1 protein-coding gene is annotated in these 2,090 nt (G+C 75.1%); it reads right to left on the bottom strand.

Going from position 1 to position 2,090, the window contains the following annotated elements:
- On the bottom strand, positions 1-1,985 hold a 1,985-nt coding region (locus tag CCL05_RS36280; protein WP_086564898.1), incomplete at its 3' end, for a serine/threonine-protein kinase.
- Between the last annotated feature and the right edge of the window lie 105 nt (positions 1,986-2,090).

The raw sequence follows: 2,090 nt of genomic DNA, 5'->3' as shown, positions 1-2,090 counted from the left end.
AGGGTGTCCGGGTGGTCGGGGCCGAGGACCCGCTCGCGGACGGCGCTCACGTCGCGGGACTCGGCGAGGGCCTCTTCCCAGCGGCCGAGCCGGCCGAGGTTGACGCAGCGGCCGTGGCGGGCCCGCAGGGTCTCGGGGTGGGTCGGGCCCTGGACCCGGGTGCGGTCGTCGGCCAGGGCGGTGTAGAGGTCCAGGGCCTCCGCGCTGCGGCCGAGGCGGCCGAGGCTGATGCCGATCTCGTGCCGGGCGGCGAGCGTGTCGGGGTGGTCGGGGCCGAGGGCACGGCCGCGGGCATCGGCGACCTCGCGGTACGTCTCCAGGGCCTCGGCCCAGCGGCCCAGCTGACCGAGGGCGTAGCCGACTTCGTAGCGGGTGACCAGGGTGTCGGGGTGGTCCGGTCCGAGCACCCGGGCGCGGGCGGCGGCCACCTCGCGGGCCAGGCGGTAGGAGTCCTCCAGGCGGCCCAGGCGGCTGAGGTTGAAGGCGAGGTTGTGCCGGCAGCGCAGGGTGTCCGGATGGTCGGGACCCATCGTGCGCTCCCGGGCGGTGAGCACGGACGTGTACACCCGGTGCGCGTCGAAGGGGCGGCCGAGCTGGCCGAGCACATAGGCCATCTCCTGGCGGGCCGCGAGCGTGTCGGGGTGGTCGGCGCCGAGCGTGCGGATCCTGGCCTCGGTGACGTGCTTGTACTCGCGCAGGGCGTCCGGGGCGCGGCCGGTGCGGCTGAGCGTGAAGGCGACCTCGTAGCGGCTGGCGAGGGTGTCCGGGTGGTCGGGGCCGAGCAGGTGCTCGCGTTCGGCGGCGACCGCCCGGTGCACCTCCCCCGCCTCCGCCCAGCGGCCGAGCCTGCCGAGGCTCAGGCCCGCGTTGTGCCGGCCGGCCAGGGCGGTCAGGACCTCCGAGGGCGGGGCGGGCCGCTCCGCGGGGACACGTTCCTCGACGGGGCCGGTGGCGGGCCGCGCGATCCACTCGCCGGACAGCCCGGCCGCCGGGTCCGGCGGCGCGCCGCGCAGCCCGGTGCCGGCCGCCTTGTGGCCCGTGGTCATGCCGCGGGTCCAGGACGGCAGCCGGCCCGCGTGCGCCATCGCCTCGGGAGCGGGCCGGGCCGCCAGGACGGTCGGCACGTAGGCGGGCGCGGCGCGGTGCGCGCTGATCCGGTGGGCCAGCTCGCGGGCGTCGCCGGGGCGGTCGTCGGGTTCCTTGGCGAGCAGGTCCAGGATGACCCGTTCGAGGTATCCGGGCAGTTCGGGGCGGTGCTCGCGCGGCGGGCGGGGCGGGGTGTCGCGGTGGCCGAGGAGGATCGCCCAGGCGTCGTCGAGGTCGAACGGCGGTACCCCGGTGGCGATCTCGTACAGCACGCAGCCGAACGAGTACAGGTCGCTGCGCTGGTCGACCTCGGTGCCGCCGATCTGCTCCGGGGACATGTAGTGCGGGGTGCCCATGGCGATGCCGGTGCCGGTCAGCCGGGAGGTGAAGCCGATGTCGTGGCCGAGCCGGGCTATGCCGAAGTCGCAGATCTTCGCCGTGCCGTCGCCGATCCGCACGATGTTGGCGGGCTTCAGGTCGCGGTGCACGATGCCCTGCTCGTGGCAGTAGGCGAGGGCGGCGGCGACCTGCTCGGCGATCTCCACGACGTCGGCGACCGGCAGCGGGTGCTGCTTGTTGTCCTCCAGGAGCTGGCTGAGGTTACGGCCGTCCAGAAGCTCCATGACGAGGTAGAGGACGCCGTCGGACTCACCGAAGTCGTGCACGACGGTGATGCCGCGGTGCTGGAGCGCGGCGGCCACCCGGGCCTCACGGCGGAACCGCTCCCGCAGCACGCGGGTGAACGCGTGGTCGTGGTTGTGGCCCAGCGGTTTGAGGCACTTGACCGCGACGTGCCGGCCCAGGGACTCGTCCCGTGCCCGCCACACCTCGCCCATGCCGCCGCGCCCGATCAGGTCGAGCAGCCGGTACCGGCCGTGGATGAGCCTGGTCTCCCCCATTTCGCGCGACGCTCCCCCCGGTAGCTGTTCGCCCGCCCCTCCCCTGGCCCACCCAGTATGGCGGCCTATCGTCCGAGTTTGTACGGTGCCGGGCGCGCGCCCGGC

Origin of the sequence: Streptomyces africanus, from assembly GCF_002150735.1 — a bacterium.
In the GTDB taxonomy this organism is placed as follows: Bacteria; Actinomycetota; Actinomycetes; order Streptomycetales; family Streptomycetaceae; genus Streptomyces; species Streptomyces africanus.
Note: the sequence above shows the minus strand (reverse complement) of the source record. Positions and strands in the feature narration are given on the sequence as shown.